This is a genomic window from Bartonella sp. MR110HLJHH (assembly GCF_042194225.1).
GTDB lineage: Bacteria > Pseudomonadota > Alphaproteobacteria > Rhizobiales > Rhizobiaceae > Bartonella > Bartonella grahamii.
In genome coordinates this window covers 1-4,212 of sequence record NZ_JBHIMQ010000037.1, presented here as the reverse complement: position 1 = coordinate 4,212, position 4,212 = coordinate 1, and the positions used below count along the sequence as shown (strand labels likewise).

The 4,212-nt window shown below is 43.5% G+C and carries 4 protein-coding genes and 1 pseudogene; 4 read left to right on the top strand and 1 reads right to left on the bottom strand.

What is annotated here, in order from left to right; all coding sequences use genetic code 11:
* Positions 1 to 441, top strand: a 441-nt coding sequence (locus ACFIKB_RS08935; RefSeq protein WP_375653392.1) for a hypothetical protein, incomplete at its 5' end; no start/stop codon positions are given.
* A gap of 306 nt (positions 442 to 747) precedes the next feature.
* Here ACFIKB_RS08935 and ACFIKB_RS08930 read toward each other — a convergent pair.
* Positions 748 to 981 (bottom strand): annotated as a pseudogene (locus tag ACFIKB_RS08930) (DnaJ domain-containing protein); the annotation flags it as partial.
* 214 nt (positions 982 to 1,195) lie between these two features.
* On the opposite strand from ACFIKB_RS08930, the gene ACFIKB_RS08925 reads away from it, so the two are divergent.
* The 3 genes from ACFIKB_RS08925 to ACFIKB_RS08915 all read left to right on the top strand — a co-directional run.
* Positions 1,196 to 1,528 carry a hypothetical protein gene (locus tag ACFIKB_RS08925; RefSeq protein WP_375653389.1) on the top strand — a complete coding sequence of 111 codons (333 nt, stop codon included), beginning with the start codon at positions 1,196 to 1,198 and terminating at the stop codon, positions 1,526 to 1,528.
* Positions 1,509 to 2,837, top strand: coding sequence for a PBSX family phage terminase large subunit (locus ACFIKB_RS08920; protein WP_375653388.1), 1,329 nt, complete (start codon positions 1,509 to 1,511; stop codon positions 2,835 to 2,837). The genes ACFIKB_RS08925 and ACFIKB_RS08920 overlap by 20 nt, the downstream gene beginning before the upstream one ends.
* Positions 2,822 to 4,212 (top strand): portal protein (locus ACFIKB_RS08915; protein WP_375653386.1); only part of this gene is annotated, 1,391 nt, incomplete at its 3' end. The genes ACFIKB_RS08920 and ACFIKB_RS08915, both read left to right, overlap by 16 nt.

Here is a 4,212-nt window from a genome sequence, read left to right as displayed (position 1 = left end):
GAAGCCGTTGATAAATTGGCAATAGAAATGCGTGCAAAGCGCTTCGGTTTAACGCTACAAGAGGCAAAAAATCCACTTTCTGGGTCTTACATAGGGCGACTTTGTTTGCAAGGTGTGCTTACTCAAGAGCAATATGACGCCGCCCAGCAATATCTACAGATAAGGAATAATTACCTTTGTGCAAAGGGCTTGCCTAATGCTATTTATGATGATGTGTCTACAAATTCAGATCCAGATAGCTTTGAACAATGGGTTCAAAAAGCAACAAATCACTATCAAGCCGTGAAAGAGGCAGTAAAAGAAGCCCAATGCCTCTATAGACAGTATAATCTTCATGCTGCGCTACAGTACCTCGTTATAGAAGATCAAATGCTACCCCACCTTGTGAATTCATTGCGCGTTGCTCTCAATATGCTTCAGAAGCACTTTTTGCAAAAATAACTATCAATAGAATATGAAGGGAATGGCAATAACAGCTAAGGTGGTCATTATTGCAAATAAAAACGCAGGAATCTTTAACCTAAATCGCCAGAGTATGTTAATCGGAAGAGACATTTACAGACCACTCTATTATCATTGCTTCATTAAGTTCCTCTAATCAAAATACCGAAATATAATAATGGTACCGCCAACATATGTTACGAAAAATAGTATTAGAGCAATGACAAAGAAAGCTATTTTTTTAAAAGGTGATATTAACACTAAACCTATATTATCTCGGCTTTTATTACTTGCAAAAGTTTTGTGATTATATTTAAAAGTTTCATGATAGAATTGATTGTAAGCAGCTCTCTTTTCAGGATTTTTAAGAACTTCATAAGCTTCGCAAACTTTTTTGAATTTTTGTTCAGCGTCGTTACTGGAATTATGATCAGGATGGTATTGCATAGCTAACTTACGAAAAGCAGATTTTAGCTGCTTATCATTGCATTCGTAGCTTACACCAAGAATTCCATAGTAATCATCTTCATTTACTATCATTACGTACTACCATGTGTATTGTTAATATTTCTACATTGCAGTTTAATTGATTCCCTTTTAATGTATCAATGTGTGTCATTTTAGTGTTGACAATGTGTTGCAAATCGTATTTAATGACAAATACGGCACTGGTCGTACTGTATCTAGACGAGGGGCAGTGCAGTTTGAAATCCCCGCAAATGCGGGGTTTTTTATTATCTGGAGGGCGTATTTTATGACATCAGAAAATACACAGCAGGCTCCACAACCCATTAAAAAGCGTATACCCCCAAAGGCAGGTCAAGGGCGTGTCAAAGGTATTCCCAATAAAATGACGCGCATTTTAAAAGAAGCAGTGGTTAAGGCTGCTGAGAATGCTGGGAATAAAATTGGCAATGATGGTTTGATCTCCTATTTGGAAAAGCAGGCTATGGAATGTCCAGCGGCTTATTTAGCGTTGCTTGGTAAGGTGTTGCCTTTACAGGTGACTGGGGAAGATGGGGGAGCCGTTAAGGTGATAACGCGTGTAGAAATCGCGCCTTTGGTCAATGACAACACGACAGATTAATATTGTTCCAAAGCTTATACCGATTTTTACAGATAAGGCTTTGGTGCGTGCGGCTTGGGGTGGACGAGGGTCTGGAAAGACAAGATCATTTGCCTTGATGGCTGCTTTAAAAGGCTATCAATTTGGTATGCAAGGGATATCGGGCACTATACTTTGTGCACGGCAGTTTCAGAATTCTTTGGCAGAAAGTTCATTGGAGGAAATTAAGCGCGCCATTGAAGCGCATGACTTTTTAAAGGACTATTACAAGGTTGGGGAGTCGTCGATTAAGTCGATAGATGGTCGTATAGCCTTTCAGTTTTCTGGTCTTGACCGCAATATAGCTAGTATCAAGTCTATGGGGCGTATTTTGCTTTGTTGGGTTGATGAGGCGGAGCCGGTGACAGAGACGGCTTGGCAAACGCTTATACCGACTTTGCGAGAAGAGGGAGAGGGGTGGAGAGCAGAGTTATGGGTGACATGGAACCCGTTGCGTGAGAATGCCCCCGTTGAGAAGCGGTTTCGCTTTTCAGACAATGAGGCAATTAAGCGTGTTGAGATCAACTGGTCAGACAATCCGAAGTTTCCCAAGATCTTGAATGAAGCGCGGCTTGATGATCTTAGAAACCGCCCCGAGACTTATAAGCATATTTGGGAGGGGGCTTATCTTACAGCGGTTCAGGGTGCTTATTATCAAAAGGAAATGTTGGCAGCTGAGCAAGAGGGGCGGATAGGGCGTGTTGCTCGTGACCCTTTAATGCAAATACGTGCTTTTTGGGATATTGGGGGCACGGGTGCCAAGGCAGATGCCACAGCGATATGGATAGCGCAATTTGTTGGTCGAGAAATCAGAGTGCTTAATTATTACGAAGCACAGGGACAGCCTTTATCGGAACATATAGGCTGGTTACGTCAAAATGGTTATGAGAAGGCACTGATGGTTTTGCCCCATGATGGTGCGACCAGAGACCGTGTGCACAATGTGAGTTTTGAGAGTGCTTTAAATGATGCGGGCTTTGAAACACAGGTTGTTCCCAATCAGGGAGCAGGGGCGGTTAAGATGCGTATAGAGGCGGTGCGTCGTATTTTGCCGTCTGTTTGGTTCAATGAAAAGACGACGGTAGCAGGGCGTAAGGCGCTGAATTGGTATCATGAGAAATGGGATGAGAAGCGCAATATTGGCTTGGGAGCAGAGCATGATTGGTCCAGTCATGGAGCAGATGCCTTTGGATTGATGTGCGTGGCTTATGAAGAACCTCCGACGATACAAAGGCGACCAGCTTATAGCGGCAGAACGGAATATGAGAGTACCTCATGGATGGCAGAATGATGTATGATGAAGAGCATTTAGATAAAGAAAGTAACGCATCAGATTTGTCGACAGAAGGCTTATTTCGCAAGCTTGTCAGTTGGTACAAAGAAGATGTGGAGCGTGTGAATAAATGGCGTGAACATGCGCGGGAGGATTTTCGTTTTTACAATGGTGATCAGTGGAATGAGGCTGATTTAGCGGCGTTAAAAGAGCAACGCCGCCCCGTTATGACCTTTAATCGTATTGCCCCATTGGTCAATGCCGTTGTGGGGTCAGAGCGCAATAACAAGCGCGAAGTGCAGTTTATTCCACGTCAAGTAGGTAAGGCATTGCCTAGTGAATTGCTTACCGGTGCGGCAGAATGGTTTCGGGACATGGCGCATGCAGAATATGCTGATAGTGATGCTTTCCAAGATGCGGTTATTTGTGGCATGGGCTGGACCGATACGCGGCTTGATTATGAAAACAGCTTTGATGGTGAACCGGTAATTACGCGTTTAGATCCTTTAAAAATGGTTTGGGACAGTGCAGCGGTGCAACCGAACTTAACCGATGCGCAACGTTTGTGGTATGTGGACCGCAAGCCTTTGGAAGTAGCCAAGCAGATGTTTCCCAAATCTCATTGGACAGAGCTGAGTGCAGATTGGGCAAGGGATGGGAGTTCTCATGAAGGTGTTCACCATAATGATCTTGATTATTACAGTGATGAGGGGAGCATTGATGTTGAAAATGGTCGTCGGATGGTCACGCTTGTTGAATGCCGTTGGTTTGAAAGCGAGCGATATTACAAGGCACCTGATTTAGAAACGGGGGAACTTCGTGACTATAGCGAAGAGGAATTTAAGCGGTTCCAATGCATGATGCCTAATATTCAAGGGGCAGCTTTCAATAAAAAGGTTGTAAGGCGTGCTTTTTTAGGGAGAAAATTGCTTGAATCGCCCGATCAACCCATGGTTCCAGCTGGTCAATTGGGTTGGGAGTGTATTACTGGTTATTTTGATAAGATAGAACGTCAGTTTTACGGTGTTGTACGTCCGACGAAAGACCCGCAACGGTGGGCGAATAAATATTTTAGTCAAGTGATGTATATCCTCAATAGCCAATCCAAAGGCGGGATAATGGCAGAGAGTGGTGCATTTAAGGATGAGAGAGAAGCAGCAAAAAGTTTAAGCCGGTCAGACAGTATTACATGGGTTAAACCTAACGCATTGACACAAGGTAAAATACAACCAAAGCCTGTAGCACAGTTTCCACAAGGCTTTTTCCAGCTGTTTAATGAAGCTAAGGAAGCAATTAATCAGGTGACGGGTTTATCGCCCGAATTCATTGGCACAAGGGAAGTGACACAAGCGGGTATTTTGGAGGCACAACGACGCCAATCCAGTTTAAATCT

What these genes read in the sequence shown, in the direction of transcription:
- ACFIKB_RS08920 (WP_375653388.1), top strand. Translation starts at nt 1,509, where the DNA reads ATGACAACACGACAGATTAATATTGTTCCAAAGCTTATACCGATTTTT.
- ACFIKB_RS08925 (WP_375653389.1), top strand. Translation starts at nt 1,196, where the DNA reads ATGACATCAGAAAATACACAGCAGGCTCCACAACCCATTAAAAAGCGT.